Genomic DNA, 18,246 nt, shown 5'->3' with positions numbered 1-18,246 from the left:
TAACACCCTTGCGACGATGTGACGGATGTCGCGAACGGCCGTCACCCACTCGGCTGCCCGGACCCCACCGGCCGAAGCCGACGGCCCGTCAGCACGCCGCTCCCACAGGACATACGGCGTCACCCGGGTGTTCCGCCCGGGGACTCCCTTCGGCCATGTCCGCGCCCCTACGATCGGCCCGACTCGACCAGGCTGACGGCAGGAGGGCGCTGATGGGCGGCGACCAGGCGGACAAGAAGACCCCGGGCACCGGGCGGCGGGCGATCCTCGGCGCCGCGGTGCTCGGCGCGAGCGGGGCGGTCCTCGGGCTGCCGGGCGCGGCCGAGGCCGCCGGGGCCCGGACCGCCGGGCACGGCGGCGGGGGCCTGAAGAGCCTGCCGGTGCCGACGATCATCGGGCACCGCGGCGCCAGCGGCTACCGCCCCGAGCACACCTTCGGCTCGTACGACCTGGCCCTGGACCTGGGCGCCGACGTCGTCGAGGCCGGCGACCTGGTGCCCACCAAGGACGGCCATCTGGTGTGCCGGCACGAGCCGGAGATCGGCGGCACCACGGACGTCGCCGCGCACCCGGAGTTCGCCGGCCGCAAGACCACCAAGGTGGTCGACGGCGTCCCCACCACCGGCTGGTTCACCGAGGACTTCACGCTCGCCGAGCTGAAGACCCTGCGCGCGGTCGAGCGGATCCCGGCCAACCGGCCGCACAACACCCTCTACGACGGGCGCTGGGAGATCCCCACCTTCGAAGAGGTCCTGAAGTGGCAGGACGAGCAGACCCGCAAGCGCGGCAGGCAGGTCTGGATCTACCCCGAGACCAAGCACCCCACGTACTTCCGCAAGCTCGGTCTGGGCCTCGAGGAGCGGGTCGCCAAGCTGCTGCGCAGGTACGGCAAGGACGGCCGGAACTCGCCGGTCATCCTGCAGTCCTTCGAGCCCACCAGCATCCAGAAGCTGAACCAGCTGGTGGACAACCCGCTCGTCGTGCTGCTCTCCACCGCCGACAGCCGCCCCTACGACTTCGTCGAGGCCGGTGATCCGCGCACGGTCGCCGACCTCATCACCCCCAAAGGCCTGCGCGAGATCGCCGGTTACGCCCAGGGCATCGGGCCGACCCTGGACCTGGTCGTCCCGAAGAACGCGGACGGCACCCTGGGCAAGCCGACGTCCCTGGTCTCCGACGCGCACAAGGTGGGCCTGGTCCTGCACCCCTACACCATGCGCAACGAGAACCCGTTCCTTCCGGCCGAGTACCGCAAGGGCAGCGCGGCCGACGGCTACGGCGACTCCTTCGGCGCCTTCCGTACCTACTTCGCGACCGGCATCGACGGCGTCTTCACCGACAACGCCGACACCGGCCTGCTCGCCCGCGCCGACTTCCTCGGCGGCTGACCGGCGTCAACCACGGCACCCGCCGGCACCTCGTTCGGAGTGTCTGCCCGCCGCCCCGGAAACCCGCTCCCGGGGCGGCGCGTCGTTCCGCATATGACGCACGACTTGGTAGCCGCCCTGCACCCCCTGCTCACCGCCGAGGCGTCCGCTGAGGCATATGCCTCCGGGGGCGAGCCGGACGACCTGGAACAGGCCGTCTGGGTGCGGCTTCTGGAGCGGCTGGAGACCGACGGACCGCCGGGCGACCCGCAGCGCTGGCTGCGCAGGGCCGTACGGGCAGAGGCGCGCCGCAGCCGCCGTACCAGCCGGCGTGAACGGCCGTACGGCCTGGAACCGGTCGACGACAGCCGCCCCGGACCGGAACAGCTCGCCCTCACCGCCGCCCGGTACCGCGCGCTGCGCGACGCGGTGCGCCGGCTGCCCGGCCGCTGCCCCCGTCTGCTCGAGGCCCTGCTGTCCCCGAAGGACCTGACATACCGGGAGATCGCGGGGGAGTTGGGTATCTCACAGGGCAGCCTCGGCCCGGAACGCTCCAGATGTCTGGGATGTCTGCGTCGATTGCTCGCACCGGAGGTTGCGGCCCGCGAAGTGCGGGGATAGGAGTGAGGGACGACAGGTGATCAGGTGAGCGGGAGGCGTGCGCACATGGGCATGAGCGTGACCATCTCGGCGGCGACCGAGCAGGACGCGGAGCAGATCTTCAGGCTCCAGTACCTGTGCTTCCAGAGCGAGGCGGCGCTGTACGGCAACTACCGCATCGACCCGCTCGTGCAGACCCTGGACTCCGTCCGTCAGGAGGTCGCCTCCGACTGCGTCTTCGTCGCCCGGCTCGGCGACGAGGTGGTCGGCTCGGTGCGCGGCAAAGTCACCGAGGACGGCGCCGCCGCCATCGGCAAGCTCTGCGTCCACCCCCGCCTGCAGGGCCACGGCATCGGCGCACGCCTGCTGCGCGCCGCCGAGGGGGCCCTCGCCCAGGAGCGCGGGGCCACCCGCTTCCGCCTCTTCACCGGCCACCGCAGCGAGGGCAACCTGCGCCTCTACCGCCGCTCCGGCTACGAGACGGTGGGCCGTTCCCGGGGTGACGACGGAGTGGAGCTGATCATCCTGGAGAAGCAGGCGGGGGCTTACGCGGCTACGGCGTGACAGCGGTCCTGCGCGCCTGCCGCAGCCAGTACATCGCCGACACCGGCAGCAGCACCGGGATGAAGATGTAGCCCGCCCCGTAGTACGACCACACGGTCGTGTCCGGGAACGCCGAGTGGTCGACCAGGGTCCAGGTGCCGACGAGCAGCACGCCCGCGAGTTCGGCGGCACAGCACACCAGTGCCGCCCTGCGGGCCGTCTCCCCGCCCCGGATCAGCGTGAACGTGATGAACCCGTACACGACACCGGCCACGGCCGACAGCGAGTAGGCGAGCGGCGCCCGGTCGAACTCCGTGGAGATCTGGAACGCCGAACGCGACACCGCGCCGACCACCATCACGCCGTAGAACCAGACGAGCAGCATGCCCGGTCCCTTGATCAACCGGGTCGGCTTCTCCTGAACCGCCGTCATCTCAGCCTCCCCAGATGTCGAAGAGCCGCACTTCCAGCACGGCCAGCACCACACCGCCCGCGGCGACCGTCACCGAGCCCCAGCGGGTCCGCTCCGCCAGGGACATGAACCCGGCCGCCGGAACGCACGCGAACGCGCCCAGCAGGTACGCCACGAAGATCGTCGTGCCCTGCGCCGGCTTCTCGCCCCGCGCCAGCTGCACGATCCCGACGGCCAGCTGCACCACGGCCAGCAGCGACACCACGGCCATGCCGATGAAGTGCCAGTCCTTGGTCGGCTGGTCCCGGTAGGCGGCCCAGCCGCACCAGGCGGCGAGCAGCAGCGCGGCGACCCCGGTCGCCAGCGTCAGGGCATTGAGCATGCCGTGACCTTATTACGGCCGAAACGGGCGCCGGCGGCCGACCCCGCCGTACGACGGAGGGTCTAGACCACATCGTAGGGTCTTTGTATGACGATCCACGCGCACGCCCTCCTGTTCGACAACGACGGCACCCTCGTCTCCTCCCTCGACTCCGTCGAGCGCTGCTGGACCCGCTGGGCGAAGGAGTACGGAATCACCGCCGAGCAGTTCGGGCGCGTGGCACTGCACGGGCGGCCCGCCGCCGAGATAGTCGCCGACCTGCTGCCCGCCCGCCTCGTGCCGGAGGCGGTCGCCCGGGTCGAGCAGCTCGAGGTGGACGACGTGCCCGGCGGCGTACGGCTGCTGCCCGGCACCCGCGACTTCCTGGACTCGCTGCCGGCCGACCGCTGGGCCGTCGTCACCTCCGCCACCCGGCGCCTGGCCGAGGCCCGGCTCGACGCCGTCGGCATCCTGCCCAAGACGCTGATCGCCGCCGACGACATCACCCGCGGCAAGCCCGACCCCGAGCCCTACCTGCTCGCCGCCCGGCAGCTCGGCGTCGACCCGGCCCACTGCGTCGTCTTCGAGGACGCCCCGGCCGGACTCCGGGCGGGCCGCGCCGCCGGGATGACCACCGTGGCCTTGGCCACAACCCACCGGGCCGAAGAGCTCGACGCCGACCTCGTGGTGGAGGACCTCTCCGCCCTGTCCGCACTGGTCACCGACGCCGGCGTTGAGATCTCCGTGCGCCGCTGAGCCTGCCGTCCCGGCTGTCCGCCGCTGTCCACTATCCGGACAGCGGCGACCGGTCAGCACCGTAGGTCTGGTTTACTGATCGCATGACCACGACGAGCTGCCGCACCCGTGCGACCGAGGCGACCATGACGCCGCCCGGTGCTCGTTGTCTGTGTCGCCTGATGTGTCGAATGTGCGCCTTCTAGAGGGCCCCCGCATCAGCTGAGCCTCGCGCCCCGAAGCGAGAGCCGTGGCATGTCCGTGCGCGCAAGTCCGTACGAGACGCACCTCCACCACCCATGCCTGTACCGCATGCACCCGTGCCCGGGCACACCCACGCCCGCGCGACCGACAGTGACGGAAATCCTGTGATCACCACCTCGGGCCTGACCAAGGTCTACCGCTCCCGCGGCCGTGAGGTCACCGCCCTCGACGGCGTCGACCTGCACGTCCGCGAAGGCGAGGTCTACGGCGTCATCGGCCAGTCCGGCGCCGGCAAGTCCTCCCTCATCCGCTGCGTCAACCTGCTGGAGCGCCCCACCTCCGGCACCGTGACCGTCGCCGGACAGGACCTCACCGCCCTGGCCGGCCGCGGCCTGCGCGCCGGCCGGGAACTGCGCCGGGCGCGCAGCCGCATCGGCATGGTCTTCCAGCACTTCAACCTGCTCTCCTCGCGGACCGTGCAGGACAACGTCGAGCTGCCGCTGGAGATCCTCGGAAAGTCGGGGAAGGAACGCTCCCGCAAGGCGCTGGAACTCCTCGACCTGGTCGGCCTCGCCGACAAGGCCAAGGCCTACCCGGCCCAGCTCTCCGGCGGGCAGAAGCAGCGCGTCGGCATCGCCCGCGCCCTCGCCGGCGACCCCAAGGTGCTGCTCTCCGACGAGGCCACCAGCGCCCTCGACCCCGAGACCACCCGCTCCATCCTCCAGCTGCTGCGCGACCTGAACCGGCAACTGGGCCTGACCGTCCTGCTCATCACCCACGAGATGGACGTCGTCAAGGCGGTCTGCGACTCCGCCGCCCTCATGGAGAAGGGCCGGATCGTGGAGTCCGGCACCGTCAGCGAGCTGCTGGCCACCCCCGGCTCGGAGCTGGCCGCCGCGCTGTTCCCGGTGAGCGGCGAGCGCACCGGCGCCGACCGGACCGTCGTCGACGTCACCTTCCACGGCGAGGCCGCCACCCAGCCGGTCATCTCGCAGCTGTCGCGCACCTACAACATCGACATCTCGATCCTCGGCGCCGCCATCGACACCGTCGGCGGCCTGCAGATCGGCCGCATGCGCATCGAACTGCCCGGCCGCTACGAGGACAACGTGGTGCCGATCGGCTTCCTGCGCGAACAGGGCCTGCAGATCGACGTCGTGGGCCAGGAGGCCCCGCTGGTGAAGGAAGGTGCCAAGTGACCTGGTCGGAGATGCAGCCGCTGCTGCAGCAGGCGTGTACCGAGACCTTCCAGATGGTGCTGTGGTCCACCCTGATCGCCATCGCCGCCGGCCTTCCGCTCGGCATCCTCCTCGTCCTCACCGACCGGGGCGGCCTGCTGCAGAACGTCCTCGCCAACAAGGTGATCGGCCAGATCGTGAACATCGGCCGGTCCATGCCGTTCATCATCCTGATGGTCGCGCTGATGAGCTTCACGCGCTGGGTCACCGGGACGACGATCGGTACGACCGCCGCGATCGTGCCGCTCGCCATCGGCGGCATCCCGTTCTTCGCCCGGCTGGTCGAGACGGCCGTCCGCGAAGTGGACCCCGGCCTGGTCGAGGCCGTGCAGTCCATGGGCGGCAACACCTGGACGATCGTCCGCAAGGCCCTCGTCCCCGAGGCCCTGCCCTCGCTGATCGCCTCCACCACCACCACGGTCATCGCGCTCATCGGCTACTCCGCCATGGCCGGCACGGTCGGCGGCGGCGGCCTCGGAGACCTCGCCGTCCGCTACGGCTACCAGCGCTTCGAGACCGAGCTGATGTGGATCACCGTCGCGATCCTCGCCGTCGTCATCTCCCTCATCCAGTTCGCCGGCGACCTCGCCGCCCGCTCCCTGCACAGCCGCGGCGGCCGCTCCGGCCCGGCGCCCAAGCTCCGCCTGCTGAAGGCGAAGGAGCCGGCGGCGGCCGACATCAGCAAGGTCGCCTGAGCCCCCCGAAGACTCCCCGTTCACCCATTACACGGGGTCGCACCACCCATAGGAAAGGCACTTTTCGTGCGTAACACCGCCAAGCTCACCACCGCCGTCCTCGCCGCCGGAGCCCTCACCTTCGGGCTGACCGCCTGCGGCTCCGGCAGCTCCTCCGCCTCCCACGACTACAGCGGCCCGCTCGTCGTCGCCGCCAGCCCGACCCCGCACGCCGAGATCCTGAACTTCGTCAAGAAGAACCTGGCGAAGAAGGCGGGCCTCGACCTGGAGGTCAAGGAGTTCACGGACTACATCACGCCGAACACGGCGACCGAGGACGGCTCGGTGGACGCCAACTACTTCCAGAACCAGCCGTACCTGGACGACTTCAACGCCAAGCGGGGCACCCACATCGTGCCCGTCGTCACGGTGCACCTGGAGCCGCTCGGCCTGTACTCCCACAAGGTCAAGAAGGCCGACGCGCTGAAGAGCGGTGCGACCGTCGCCGTCCCGAACGACGCCGTCAACGAGGCCCGCGCCCTGAAGCTGCTCGCCGCGAACGGCCTCATCACCCTCAAGTCCGGCGTCGGCAACGAGGCCACCCCGCAGGACATCACCAAGAACCCCAAGAACCTGAAGTTCAAGGAGGTCGAGGCCGCCCAGACCCCGCGTTCCCTGGACGACGTGGACGCGGCCGTGGTGAACGGCAACTACGCCATCTCCGCCGGTCTGAAGCCCGCCAAGGACGCCATCCTCCTGGAGTCCGCCAAGAACAACCCGTACGCCAACTTCCTCGCCGTGAAGAAGGGCAACGAGAAGGACCCGCGGGTCGAGAAGCTCGCCAAGCTCCTCGTCTCGCCCGAGGTCAAGAAGTTCATCGAGGACAAGTACCAGGGCTCGGTCATCCCCTCCTTCTGATCCGGCCCACGCGCCCTCGGGGCCCGCTCCCGCACCGGGAGCGGGCCCCGTCGTGCGGTTCAGTGGTTACATGCTGCATGCTGGGCAGTTCAGCAGGCCCTGAAGGTTCTTTCCGAAGGTTACGGAGCGGCGCATGACTAGCACCTTCCCCAACATCTCCATCAGCACGGAGCGGTTGGTGCTGCGTCCCTTCGAGGAGTCCGACATCGAGGCCTTCGCCGAGATGATGAACGACGAACTGGTCACCGCCTGGACCTCGGTGCCGCAGCCGTACACCGAGGCCGACGCCCGCGCCTGGATCACCGAACAGGCCCCGGCCGAACGCGCGGAGGGCCGCGGCATCGTCTTCGCCGTCGACGAGTTCCTCACCCAGCGCCTCGTCGGCACCGTCCATCTGCGGCACGCCGACTGGCGCGTGCGCTCCGCCGAGATCGCCTACGTCATCGCCCCCTGGGCGCGCGGCGAGGGCTACGCCTCGGAGGCGGCCCTGGCCACCGCCCAATGGCTGTTCCGCGACCAGAAGTTCGAGCGCCTGGAGCTGCGCACCGCCGCCGACAACACCGCCTCCCAGCAGGTCGCCCAGAAGATCGGCTGCATCAGCGAGGGCGTCCTGCGCGGCGCCTGGATAGCCCGGACCCGCGACAACCACGGCGAGTGGACCGACGTGCGCACCGACCTCATCGTCTGGAGCCTGCTGCCCGAGGACCTGGACGGCGTCGAGGAGCAGCTGGCCGACACGGGCGGTTTCACCTCCTACTCCGACTGGAACTGAGCCCTCAGCCGCACCAGGTACGCTCAGTGGGCCCGCTAGGGGCCCGCACCCCTGACGACCTGCGAAGACCTGGAGAGAAACGACGATGGCCGACCGGGTCACGGTGATCGGCTGGGACGGCTCGCCGCTGACCGACACGGCACGCGCCGCCCTCGGCGCCGCCACACTCGTGGCGGGCGCGGCCCACCACCTGGCGCTGCCCGAGGTGCCGCCCGCCGCCGAACGCGTCCGCCTGGGCAGCGTCGCGCTCGCCGCCCGCCGGATCGCCGCCCACCGCGGCACCGCCGTCGTGCTCGCCGACGGCGACCCCGGCTTCTTCGGTGTCGTACGGACCCTGCGCGCCCCGGAGTTCGGCCTGGAGGTCGAGGTCGTCCCCGCCGTCTCCTCGGTGGCCGCCGCCTTCGCCCGCGCCGGCATGCCCTGGGATGACGCCCAGGTGGTCGTCGCCCACCCGCGCACCCTGCGCCGGGCCGTGAACGTCTGCCGCGCCCACACCAAGGTCGCCGTCCTGACCGCACCGGGCGCCGGACCCGCCGAACTCGGGCTCCTGCTGGAGGGCGTCCACCGGACCTTCGTCATCTGCGAGGAACTGGGCACCGAACGCGAGCAGGTCACCGTCGTCACCTCCGACAAGGCCGCCGACCACACCTGGCGCGACCCCAACGTCGTCATCGTCATCGGCGGCCCGGCCGGCGCGGGGGAGGGCGGCGGCTGGATCGCCGGCCGCGACCCGGGCGCCGGCCCGCGCGGCTGGGTCCAGCCCGACGCGAGCTACGGCGAGGGACCGGCCGGCGGCCTCGGCGAGGGCGAGCGGCAGTTGCTGCGGGCCGCCCAACTCGCCCGGCTCGGCCCCCGCGTCGGCGACCTGGTCTGGGACATCGGCAGCGGCTCCGGCGCGTTCGCCGCCGAGGCCGCGCGCGCCGGAGCGGCCGTCATCGCCGTCGACCGGGACCTGGCGGCCTGCGCCCGCACCGACTCCGCCGCGCGCCGGTACGGCGTCCAGCTCCACGTCGTCCACGGCACCGCCCCGCATGTCCTGGAGGACCTGTCCGAACCGGACGTCGTCCGGGTCGGCGGCGGGGGAGCGGCCGTCGTCTCCGCCGTCGCCGACCGGCGCCCGCAGCGCATCGTCACCCACGCCGCCACCCGCGACGCCGCCGAACTCATCGGCCGCGACCTGACCGAGCACGGATACCGCGTCGAGTGCGCCCTGCTGCAGTCCGTCGAACTCGACACCCGCGCCTGGACGGAGACCGAGCGGAGTGTCGCGTTCCTGCTCACCGGGGTATTGCCGGATCGCGCCCCGTGATCCGGTTGTCGTACCGCGCGCGGTAGGCTGGCCGATCGTTGTGCCACACCGGCGGCCCGGAACTTCGTTCGCCAATGTCCGGAAAGCACGCCCGTTTTGGGGCGGGTGTGGTACTGCGGAACCGGAGGACGCGCAACGTGGCGCAGTCCACAGCGGGCCGTCGCGGATCATGCTGTCGCGACGGCCGGGCGGCCGGGACAATGCCACTGAATGGCTTTGTCGCCTTTTCCGGCGGGTCGTTCGTGCCGCTGGGCACGGACGCTCGTTCTTCACTACGGGCGGTCGGTGCGCCGTTCCGGGTGAGCTGGTCGTAGGAGCACTAAACCGATGGGCGAGGGGTACGCATGACCGACACCGGCCAGGTCCCGGGCGAGGGGCAGCCGGAGAGCGCAGGCATGGTGGAGCAGCCGGGCGTCGCCGCGCACGGTGCGTACACCTACCTCTCCGAGGCACCCGCTGAGGACGAAGACCTGCTGCTGCCGGGCGCCCAGGGCGCATGGGGCAACGAGGTTCCGCCACCCGCGCCGGAACCGGTCGTCGAGGCCGTCCACCAGCCGGGGCCGCACGAGACGGCCGGCCGGGACAGCGGCTCCGTCGACCTCAGCGGCGTCCGCCTGCCGAACCCGGCCCCGGCCTCCGTGCCGCCGTCGCCGATCCTCTCGGCGCCGCAGGAGCAGCCGGCCGCCGCGCAGCCGCCGCGCCGTCCGCTGCACCTCGGCCCGCCGATCCCCGACGCCTCCGCGAGCCCGGTCCGCTCCCTCGCCGACCGCGGCCCGGCCGGCGCGCCGGTACGGCAGCCCGGTCCGGTCACGACCGGCCCCGAGTACCTCGACGCCCAGCCGCTGCGCGAGACGGCCCCGCAGAGCGCGGCCCCTTGGGGCGCCGCCCCCGCGCCCCAGGCCGACGCGCAGGCACCGGCTGCCGAAACGGTTGACCCGGCCGCCGTCACCGCGGACGCCGCCACGCAGACCGACGCGCCCGGCGCCGCGCAGGCCGCCGTCACCCGCCTCGCGACCCAGGCCGCCGCACCCGTGCCGGGCACCGCGCACCTTGTCCACGGCCACGATGGCGTACAGCCGGTGCACGGCCATGACGGGGTGGTGCACACGGCTCCTACGGCGGCGGTGCCTGAGGAGGCTCAGCCGCTCGCCGGTGGCCAGGAGGCCGGGGCTGCCGAAGCCGGTGTGGCGGAGGGCGTTCAGGCGGCTGTTCCGGGCGACGGGACTGGGGCTGCCGAATCCGGCGAGGCGGGAGGCGCGGCGGCTGTTCACGCGGCTGTGCCGGGCCAGGGTGCCGGGGCTGCCGAGCCCGTTGCCGGTCAGGGTGCCGGTGCCGCCGAAGCTGGTGTGGCGGAGGGCGTTCACGCGGCTGTGCCCGGCCAGGGTGCCGAGGGCGTTCAGCAGGCTGTCGCCGAGACCGGTGAGAGCGCGCCGGACGCGGCCGGTGCGGAGCCCGCAGAGGGAACGACTGCCGTGGACGGCGGGCTCGCCGCCGCCGTCGGCACTCCCGCCGCCGACGCCGAGGCCGTGGCGAACGCAGGTCAGCCTGCCGAGGGGGCCGTGCCGGCTCCTGAGGGTGCCGAGACCGGGCAGGTCGTGGCGGGTGCCGAGGCTGCCCCGGTGCCGACGACCGCGGAGACGGCCGCCCCGGATCACGATCAGGCCGTGGCCCCGCAGGCGGCAACGCCCGCGCAGGCCGAGGTCGTCACGGCCGAGCAGGCAACGGCTCACGCCGGCGACGGCGCCGAGCCCGCCGAGACCGCTCAGCCGTCCGGCGAGGTCGGGCCGGGCCAGGAGCCGGAGCAGGCCGCGGGCGAACAGCAGGGCGACGCCGAGGTGTCGGCCGCGGACACCGCCCCTGCCGCCGAGCAGAACGCCGCGGCTCAGGGCGGGGCCGACACGGCGACCGTGCCGTCCGGCCCCGCTGCCGTCGTCACCGAAGGCGCCCCTGCGGTCCAGGAGAGCGCCGCGACCGCTCCCGCCGCACAGGCGCCGACCACCGCGCCGGGCGCCAGCTCGGCACAGCCTGACCCGCAGAGTCCCGGTGCCGTGGACGTTCAGCCCCCGGTCGCCGCCGACGCCGTACACACGCCCGAGGCCGACGCCGTAACCGCCCCCGAGGCCGACGCCGTAACCGCCCCCGCGGCCGGCGCTCCCGAGGCGGCGGATGCTCAGGTTGCCGCGGCAGTGACGGCCCCTGGCTTCGTACCGGAGTCCGCCGCGGCCGAAGGTTCCGGCACCCCGGGACCGCACCCCTACCCGGCCCATGGCCCGCAGGGCCCGCAGCTGGCCGAGCCCCTTGCGTACGACGCCCAGGCGGTGCCCGGCGCTCCGCAGCTCCAAAGCGACGCTGCCGCACCCGAAGCTCTTCCGCAGCACCAGCCCGACACGGCCACCCCCGAGGTTGCCGCTGCTGCCGCCCCCCAGGCACCCCCCGCGCAGCCCACCGACGTCACGCCGCTGCCGGCCGCCGCCGAAGCCGCTCCCGTGTCGGCGGCCCCGGCCCAGCCGGCGGACGCGTCCGCGCAGCCGGAGTCCGGCGGGCAGCATGCCCCCGCCGAGCAGACGGAGCCGCTGCCCTCCCACGTGCCGCCGCACCCCGAGCAGCCGCTCGGGCAGTTCGTGCCGGTGGAGGGCCAGGTGCCCACGACCCCGCACCTGGCGCCGACCCCGCCGCAGCCCCTGGTGCTCCCCACGGAGGACACGCAGCAGGCGGCGGCCACGGTGCCCGCGCCGCGTGAGGGCGAGCCCGCGCCGGCCCCCGATGTCGTACAGGATGCGGAGGACCTGCAGACCAGGGCCGCCGACCAGGAGGAAGAGGGCACGGGAGCAGTGGCGGAAGCACAACAGTCCACCGGCCCGGCGGCGCCCGGCTACGCCGACGCCGAGCGCGAGGCCGTCCTGAAGGTCATGCGCGAGCGCAGAGACATCCGCAACGGCTTCCGCAGCGACCCCATCCCGCACGAGGTGCTGCTGCGCGTCCTGGAGGCCGCCCACACGGCGCCCTCCGTGGGCCACTCGCAGCCCTGGGACTTCGTCGTCATCCGCTCCGCCGAGACCCGGCGGACGATGCACGAACTGGCGATGCGTCAGCGCGAGGCCTACGCCAAGTCGCTGCCCAAGGGCCGGGCCAAGCAGTTCAAGGAACTGAAGATCGAGGCCATCCTCGACACCCCGGTCAACATCGTCGTCACCGCCGATCCCACCCGCGGCGGCCGGCACACCCTCGGCCGGCACACCCAGCCGCAGATGGCGCCCTACTCCTCGGCGCTCGCGGTGGAGAACCTCTGGCTCGCCGCCCGCGCCGAAGGCCTCGGCGTCGGCTGGGTCAGCTTCTTCGACGAGCGGGAGATGGTCCGCACGCTCGGCCTGCCCGAGCACCTGGAGGTCGTCGCCTACCTCTGCGTCGGGTACGTCGACGAGTTCCCGGACGAGCCCGAGCTGATGCAGGCCGGCTGGTCCAAGCGGCGCCCCCTGTCCTGGGTGGTGCACGAGGAGACGTACGGCCGCCGCGCCCTGCCCGGAGAGGAACCCCACGACCTGCTTGCCGAGACCGTCGCCCAGATCCGCCCGCTCGACGCCAAGGCCCTCGGCGAGGCCTGGGAGCGCCAGAAGCGCATGACCAAGCCGGCCGGCGCGCTGGGCATGCTCGAGATCATCTCCGCGCAGCTGTCCGGGCTGTCCCGGCAGTGCCCGCCGCCGATCCCGGAGCCCGCCGCCGTCGCCATCTTCGCCGGTGACCACGGCGTGCACGCCCAGGGCGTCACCCCTTGGCCGCAGGAGGTCACCGCCCAGATGGTGGCCAACTTCCTGGGCGGGGGAGCGGTCTGCAACGCCTTCGCCGGCCAGGTCGGCGCCGAGGTGTGCGTCGTGGACGTCGGCGTCGCCGCCGACCTGCCCGCCACCCCGGGCCTGCTGCCCCGCAAGATCCGCGGCGGTACGTCCGACATGACCACCGGTCCCGCGATGACCCGCGAGGAGGCCAAGGCGGCCATCGAGGTCGGCATCGAGACCGCCCGCGACCTGGTGGCGGCCGGCAACAAGGCGCTGCTGACGGGCGAGATGGGCATCGCCAACACCACGGCGTCGGCCGCGCTCATCTCGGTGTTCACGGGCGCGGACCCGGCCGAGGTCACCGGCCGCGGCACGGGCATCAACGACGAGACGCTGGCCCGCAAGACCGAGGTCGTCCGCCGCGCCCTGGAACTCCACCAACCGGACCCGGCCGACCCGATCGGCGTCCTGGCCGCGATCGGCGGCTTCGAGCACGCCGCCATGGTCGGCCTGCTGCTCGGCGGCGCCTCCCTGCGTACGCCGGTGATCCTGGACGGCGTCAGCGCCGGCGCCGCGGCCCTCGTCGGCCGCGCCATCGCCCCCGAGGTCCTCGCGGCCTGCATCGCGGGCCACCGCAGCGCGGAACCGGGCCATGTGGCGGCCCTGAACAAACTGGGCCTGCGCCCGCTGGTCGACCTGGATCTGCGATTGGGCGAGGGCACCGGCGCCCTGCTGGCGCTGCCCCTGGTCCAGAGCACGGCGAGGGCGATGCACGAGGTGGCGACGTTCGATTCAGCGGGAGTCACCGAGAAGTAGGGCAATTCCGGTACGACAGTTCCGGTCGCGACGTCGCGCGCCCGTGGGCAGTCGTCCCGCAGGGCGATGGGGGTCCCCCCGCTCGAGCGAAGCCGAGAGTGGGGGAGGGTGGGCACGGACCCACGCACCCGCACCCGGCGGACCTGCCCAGCCACCGGACAGCTGCCCCGCCCAAGTCCCCGGCTCGCATAAAATCCGCACGTCAGCGCCCCCGCACAGCCCCTCCGGAGGAGCCCGCCCCATGGCCGAACACCCCGCCTACCCCGTAGGCCTCCGCCTCTCCGGCCGCCGCGTGGTCGTCCTCGGCGGCGGCACCGTGGCCCAGCGCCGCCTCCCGGCACTGATCGCGGCGGGTGCGGACGTCACCCTCGTCTCCCCGGAGGCGACCCCCTCGGTCGAGGCCATGGCCGAGGCGGGCGAGATCACCTGGGTCCGGCGCCCGTACGAGGACGGCGACCTCGCCGAGGCCTGGTACGCCCTGATCGCCACCAGCGACCCCGAGGCCAACGCGCGCGCCTCCGCCGAGGCCGAGCGCCACCGCGTCTGGTGCGTCCGCTCCGACGACGCCGACCAGGCCACCGCCTGGACGCCGGCCACCGGCCACAGCGAGGGCGTCACCGTCGCCGTACTCACCACGCAGGCGCGCGGCCGCGACCCCCGCCACACCGCCGCCATCCGCGACGCGGTGGTCGAAGGCCTGCGCGACGGCACCCTGGTGGCCCCGCACCACCGCACCCGCACGCCCGGCGTCGCCCTGGTCGGCGGCGGGCCCGGCGACCCGGACCTGATCACGGTCCGCGGCCGCCGGCTGCTCGCCGCGGCGGACGTCGTGATCGCCGACCGGCTCGGCCCGCGCGACCTGCTCGCCGAACTCCCGCCGCACGTCGAGGTCATCGACGCGGCGAAGATCCCGTACGGCCGATACATGGCCCAGGAGGCCATCAACAACGCGCTCATCGAGCACGCCAAGCAGGGCAAGTCGGTCGTACGGCTCAAGGGTGGCGACCCGTTCGTGTTCGGCCGGGGCATGGAGGAGGTCCAGGCGCTCGCCGAGGCCGGCATCCCCTGCACCGTGGTCCCCGGCATCTCCAGCTCGATCTCGGTGCCGGGCGCGGCCGGCATCCCGGTCACGCACCGGGGCGTGGCGCACGAGTTCACGGTCGTCAGCGGCCATGTCGCCCCGGACGACGAGCGCTCCCTGGTCGACTGGCCGTCGCTGGCCAGGCTCACCGGCACGCTGGTGATCCTCATGGGCGTCGACAAGATCGGGAAGATCGCCGAGACGCTCGTCGCGCACGGCAAGTCCCCGCAGACCCCCGTCGCGCTGGTCCAGGAGGGCACGACGGCCGCCCAGCGCCGCGTCGACGCCACCCTCGCCACGGTCGCCGAGACCGTACGGACCGAGGAGGTCAAGCCGCCGGCGGTCATCGTGATCGGCGAGGTCGTGACGGTCGGCCCCGCGCCCGCCGCGTGACGACCAGCCCCTTGATCACGTGTAACCCCGGGTAACCTAGTCGTTCCAGCCGTTGGCTCCGCACCTAGGACAAGGCAGTATCACCCTGTGGCCGATCTCATCACCGTCGAGGATCCCGACGACCCCCGTCTGGCCGACTACACCGGCCTGACCGACGTCGAGCTGCGCCGCAAGCGTGAGCCCGCCGAGGGCCTGTTCATCGCCGAGGGCGAGAAGGTCATCCGCAGGGCCAAGGAAGCGGGCTACGAGATGCGCTCCATGCTGCTCTCGGCCAAGTGGATCGACGCCATGCGCGACGTCATCGACGAACTCCCCGCCCCGGTCTACGCCGTGAGCCCCGAACTCGCCGAGCAGGTCACCGGCTACCACGTGCACCGCGGCGCCCTCGCCTCCATGCAGCGCAAGCCGCTGCCGACGGCAGGCGAACTGCTCCGTTCCGCCCGCCGCGTCGTGATCATGGAGTCGGTCAACGACCACACCAACATCGGCGCGATCTTCCGCTCGGCGGCCGCCCTCGGCATGGACGCGGTCCTGCTGTCGCCCGACTGCGCCGACCCGCTGTACCGCCGGAGCGTCAAGGTGTCCATGGGCGCGGTGTTCTCGGTGCCGTACGCCCGGCTGGAGACCTGGCCGAAGGGCCTGGAGTCGGTCCGCGAGGCCGGCTTCACGCTGCTCGCGCTGACCCCGGACGACAAGGCCCGCACCCTCGACGAGGCCGCCCCGCACCGGATGGACCGGGTGGCCCTGATGCTCGGCGCCGAGGGCGACGGACTGTCCACCCAGGCCCTCGTCGCCGCCGACGAATGGGTCCGCATCCCGATGTCCCACGGCGTCGACTCGCTCAACGTGGGCGCGGCCGCGGCGGTCGCCTTCTACGCGGTGACCGCCGGCCGACCGGAAGCCTGACCGCCTTCGGGGCCGTATCGGTCGGTGCGGGAGGCCTGTGGCCCCCGGTGCTGGACCGTGTCGGTCGGTTCGGGAGGCCTGCGGCCCCCGGTGCTGGGCCGTGCCGGTCGGTTCGCGTTGTTCGTGTCCCCGGCGCTGGGCCGTATCGGTCGGTTGGCGAGGGTCGTGTCCCCGGCGCTGGACCGTACCGGTCAGCTCGGGGCTCGTGTCCCCGGTGCCGGGCCGTGCCGGCCGGTTCGGGAGGCCCATGCCCCGGCGCTGGGCCGTCTCGGTCAGTTCGTGAGGCCCGTGCCCGGCGCTGGGCCGTCTCGGTCAGTTCGTGAGGCCCGTGCCCGGTGCCGGGCCGTGCCGGTCGGTTGGCGAGGCCCGTGCCCCGGTGCTGGGCCGTGCCGGTCGGTTCGTGAGGCCCGTGCCCCGGTGCTGGGCCGTGCCGGTCGGTTCGTGAGGCCCGTGCCCGGTGCTGGGCCGTGCCGGCCGGTTCGTGAGGCCCATGCCCCCGGTGCTGGGCCGTGCCGGCCGGTTCGCGAGGCCCATGCCCCCGGTGCCGGGCCGTGCCGGCCGGTTCGTGAGGCCCATGCCCCGGCGCTGGGCCGTCTCGGTCAGTTCGTGAGGCCCGTGCCCGGTGCCGTCCCGTACCGGTCGTACACCGGGAGGCCGGTGTCCGCTGCCGCGTGGGCCTGCCGCTGAGGCCGGACGCCGTCGTCGCCGAGGCCGCGGGCCGGGCCCTGGCAGCCCTGTGCCACCGCGATGCCGAGCGCCACGAGCAGCGTCACCACGACGAACACGAACAGCCGCTGGCGCAGCAGCCGGGGATTGGCCGGCCGCAGCCCGGTGCCCGTCGTCCGCTGTGCCGGCCGCCCGGAACCGCCCCGTGCGGCCGGACGGCCCCCGCTGCCCGAGCGCGGTGCGCCGCCGCGCTGCGCCGGGGGCGTACGCCCGGAGCCAGGTCGTGCGGAGGGGCCCGTGCCGGTGCCGCGCGGGCCGCTGCCGGTTCGCGCGGACGCGCCGCCGCGCGCCGGCGTACCGCCCCGGGCGGGGGCGCCCCCGCGCGGCAACGGCGTGCCGGGGGAGATGCGCCGGGTGCGCTGCGGCTCCGGGTAGGTGTCCACGATCCGCCCGGTGGGCCGGTCCGCCTCCGCGGCGCGCGGCGCGGGCGGCCGTACGCCGTCCAGGCCCTGCGCCTCCCGTGCCGCGATCTCCTTGAGCCGCAGCGACAGCTGCAGCGTGCTGGGCCGGTCCTCGGGGTCCTTCGCCAGACAGGCCCGCACCAGCGGGGCGAGCGCGTCCGGTACGCCGTGCAGTTTCGGCTCCTCGTGCACCACCCGGTACAGCATCACCTCCGAACTGCCGTGCCCGAAGGGGGAGTCGCCGGTGGAGGCGTAGGCGAGGGTGGCGCCCAGCGAGAACACGTCCGTCGCCGGGGTGACGGCCGCGCCGCGCACCTGCTCCGGCGCGAGGAAGCCGGGGGAGCCGACCGCCGTGCCCACGTGGGTGAGCGTGGAGGCGCCGGTGGCCCAGGCGATGCCGAAGTCGATGATCCGCGGCCCCTTGGGGGACAGCAGGATGTTGGAGGGCTTCAGGTCCCGGTGGACGACGCCGGCCTCGTGCACCGCGACCAGGCCCTCGGACAGGGCCGCGCCGATCGCGGCGGTGTCGGCCGCGCTGAGCGGGCCCTCGTCGGCGACCTTGTCGTGCAGGGAGGGGCCGGGCACGTACTGCGTGGCGAACCAGGGCCGCTCGGCCTCCAGGTCGGCCGCCACCAGCCGGGCCGTGCAGCCGCCCCTGATGCGCCGGGCGGCGGAGACCTCGCGGGCGAACCGCGACCGGAACTCCTGGTCCTCCGCCAGATCGGGCCGGATCACCTTCAGCGCGACCCGCTGCCCCTTCTTGTCGGAGCCGAGGTAGACCACACCCATCCCGCCCGCGCCGAGCCGTCGGTGAAGCCTGAACGAGCCGACGACGCGCGGGTCCTCGCGCCTCAGGCGCATCATCGCCATGTTCATCCCCGCTGCCCGGTCCCTGTGACGTGGCACAGCTTACGTTTCCACGGCCGCCTGCGCGCAGAGGCCGCGCCCTCCGGTGCGGAAGGAATGTGACGTCGTGCGGTACGACATGAAACGCGGTCAGGAAGCGTGCAACCACCG

General features: G+C 73.3%; 15 protein-coding genes. 12 read left to right on the top strand and 3 right to left on the bottom strand.

Features of this window, described 5'->3' with window-relative positions; all coding sequences use genetic code 11:
- Nucleotides 1-212: 212 nt before the first annotated feature.
- The 3 genes from AB0950_RS23175 to AB0950_RS23165 all read left to right on the top strand — a co-directional run bounded on the left by AB0950_RS23175 (nucleotide 213) and on the right by AB0950_RS23165 (nucleotide 2,531).
- Entirely contained in the window at nucleotides 213-1,388 is a 1,176-nt protein-coding gene (locus tag AB0950_RS23175; RefSeq protein ID WP_360573955.1) for a glycerophosphodiester phosphodiesterase, read from the top strand.
- Nucleotides 1,389-1,481: 93 nt separating this feature from the next.
- Nucleotides 1,482-1,988, top strand: coding sequence for a sigma-70 family RNA polymerase sigma factor (locus tag AB0950_RS23170; protein WP_360157277.1), 507 nt, complete (start codon nucleotides 1,482-1,484; stop codon nucleotides 1,986-1,988).
- 45 nt (nucleotides 1,989-2,033) lie between these two features.
- Nucleotides 2,034-2,531 (top strand): GNAT family N-acetyltransferase, encoded by a 498-nt coding sequence (locus AB0950_RS23165; RefSeq protein WP_360157738.1) that lies wholly within the window; start codon nucleotides 2,034-2,036, stop codon nucleotides 2,529-2,531.
- Here AB0950_RS23165 and AB0950_RS23160 read toward each other — a convergent pair.
- Both AB0950_RS23160 and AB0950_RS23155 read right to left on the bottom strand, forming a co-directional pair.
- Entirely contained in the window at nucleotides 2,521-2,943 is a 423-nt protein-coding gene (locus AB0950_RS23160; RefSeq protein WP_360157280.1) for a hypothetical protein, read from the bottom strand. The genes AB0950_RS23165 and AB0950_RS23160 overlap by 11 nt on opposite strands.
- Before the next feature lies 1 nt (nucleotide 2,944).
- The gene (locus AB0950_RS23155) at nucleotides 2,945-3,304 is read right to left on the bottom strand and encodes a hypothetical protein (RefSeq protein ID WP_360157283.1); all 360 of its coding nucleotides are present in this window, start codon (nucleotides 3,302-3,304) and stop codon (nucleotides 2,945-2,947) included.
- A gap of 87 nt (nucleotides 3,305-3,391) precedes the next feature.
- On the opposite strand from AB0950_RS23155, the gene AB0950_RS23150 reads away from it, so the two are divergent.
- The 9 genes from AB0950_RS23150 (at nucleotide 3,392) to AB0950_RS23110 (ending at nucleotide 16,102) form a co-directional block, all read left to right on the top strand.
- On the top strand, nucleotides 3,392-4,039 hold the full coding sequence (locus AB0950_RS23150) for an HAD family hydrolase (RefSeq protein ID WP_360157286.1): 648 nt from the start codon (nucleotides 3,392-3,394) through the stop codon (nucleotides 4,037-4,039).
- Between the two features lie 347 nt (nucleotides 4,040-4,386).
- Nucleotides 4,387-5,421 (top strand): ATP-binding cassette domain-containing protein, encoded by a 1,035-nt coding sequence (locus AB0950_RS23145; RefSeq protein WP_366779320.1) that lies wholly within the window; start codon nucleotides 4,387-4,389, stop codon nucleotides 5,419-5,421.
- On the top strand, nucleotides 5,418-6,155 hold the full coding sequence (locus AB0950_RS23140; RefSeq protein ID WP_366779319.1) for a methionine ABC transporter permease: 738 nt from the start codon (nucleotides 5,418-5,420) through the stop codon (nucleotides 6,153-6,155). The genes AB0950_RS23145 and AB0950_RS23140 overlap by 4 nt, the downstream gene beginning before the upstream one ends.
- Nucleotides 6,156-6,221: 66 nt before the next feature.
- Nucleotides 6,222-7,052, top strand: coding sequence for a MetQ/NlpA family ABC transporter substrate-binding protein (locus AB0950_RS23135; RefSeq protein ID WP_360157295.1), 831 nt, complete (start codon nucleotides 6,222-6,224; stop codon nucleotides 7,050-7,052).
- Nucleotides 7,053-7,185: 133 nt separating this feature from the next.
- Nucleotides 7,186-7,824: a GNAT family N-acetyltransferase gene (locus tag AB0950_RS23130; RefSeq protein ID WP_360157298.1), complete on the top strand. Its 639-nt coding sequence runs from the start codon at nucleotides 7,186-7,188 to the stop codon at nucleotides 7,822-7,824.
- 85 nt (nucleotides 7,825-7,909) lie between these two features.
- A complete protein-coding gene (gene cbiE, locus AB0950_RS23125) occupies nucleotides 7,910-9,133 on the top strand; it encodes a precorrin-6y C5,15-methyltransferase (decarboxylating) subunit CbiE (RefSeq protein WP_366779318.1) in 1,224 nt (407 codons plus the stop codon).
- Between the two features lie 344 nt (nucleotides 9,134-9,477).
- Complete coding sequence (cobT, locus tag AB0950_RS23120) at nucleotides 9,478-13,722, top strand: nicotinate-nucleotide--dimethylbenzimidazole phosphoribosyltransferase (RefSeq protein ID WP_366779317.1); 4,245 nt, start codon at nucleotides 9,478-9,480, stop codon at nucleotides 13,720-13,722.
- Nucleotides 13,723-13,963: 241 nt separating this feature from the next.
- Nucleotides 13,964-15,196 carry a uroporphyrinogen-III C-methyltransferase gene (cobA, locus tag AB0950_RS23115; protein WP_360157307.1) on the top strand — a complete coding sequence of 411 codons (1,233 nt, stop codon included), beginning with the start codon at nucleotides 13,964-13,966 and terminating at the stop codon, nucleotides 15,194-15,196.
- 87 nt (nucleotides 15,197-15,283) lie between these two features.
- Nucleotides 15,284-16,102 carry an RNA methyltransferase gene (locus AB0950_RS23110; protein WP_366779316.1) on the top strand — a complete coding sequence of 273 codons (819 nt, stop codon included), beginning with the start codon at nucleotides 15,284-15,286 and terminating at the stop codon, nucleotides 16,100-16,102.
- A gap of 599 nt (nucleotides 16,103-16,701) precedes the next feature.
- Here AB0950_RS23110 and AB0950_RS23105 read toward each other — a convergent pair.
- On the bottom strand, nucleotides 16,702-18,105 hold the full coding sequence (locus AB0950_RS23105; RefSeq protein ID WP_360573945.1) for a protein kinase: 1,404 nt from the start codon (nucleotides 18,103-18,105) through the stop codon (nucleotides 16,702-16,704).
- Nucleotides 18,106-18,246 lie beyond the last annotated feature (141 nt).

The sequence above is a fragment of the Streptomyces sp. NPDC007189 genome, from assembly GCF_040703635.1.
Lineage (GTDB): Bacteria > Actinomycetota > Actinomycetes > Streptomycetales > Streptomycetaceae > Streptomyces.
Note: the sequence above shows the minus strand (reverse complement) of the source record. Positions and strands in the feature narration are given on the sequence as shown.